A 575-nucleotide genomic window follows, 5' to 3' on the forward strand; every position below is an offset into this window, starting at 1 on the left:
AGTGCCCTCAAGGTCAATTAGTCCACCCTCGCCAATCAACTTAGTGTCCGAGAGGACCCGGCGCTCAAGGGAGCGAGTGACCTCGTCTAAGGTGCCCTCAAGATCGATTAATCCACCCTCGCCAATCAGTTTAGTGTCCGAGAGGACTCGGCGCTGAAGAGAGCGGGTGAGGTCACCCAAGACACCGTCGTCGTGAATTAAGCCCTTCTCACCAGCCAACTTGGTGCTGGAAAGCAGGTCGCCGGAGCTCTGGTCTTGGAGAACATTGTGGGTAAGATCTCCAATAAGGGGGACCGGCTCCAAAGTGTTGGCGACACTGCTGACAAGGCGGCCTTCGTTGCCGAGGACAGGAAGCTTAGGAAGACCTCCGATCGGGACGGCACTGGTTTGCTCAGCTACAAGCATGATAGCAACAGACACGAAAAAGCAGGTGACACGCATCTTGGGGTTGATAGCTGCTGGTGACTGTGAAGAAATTCGAAAGTAAACGCTGGTTGATTGATTAAAAAGAATGGATTGATATCGATGCCCAAAGGAATGGATTTGTCGACTCTCGAAAGGTTGAAGTGGATAAG

1 protein-coding gene is annotated in these 575 nt (G+C 52.3%); it reads right to left on the reverse strand.

The genetic code is table 11. The features are described 5' to 3' along the window. The coding region (locus IE273_RS45610) for a hypothetical protein (RefSeq protein WP_229888152.1) at positions 1 to 441 on the reverse strand (441 nt) is incomplete at its 3' end. Positions 442 to 575: the final 134 nt, after the last annotated feature.

Source organism: Streptomyces olivaceoviridis, from assembly GCF_014650115.1.
Classification (GTDB): domain Bacteria; phylum Actinomycetota; class Actinomycetes; order Streptomycetales; family Streptomycetaceae; genus Streptomyces; species Streptomyces olivaceoviridis.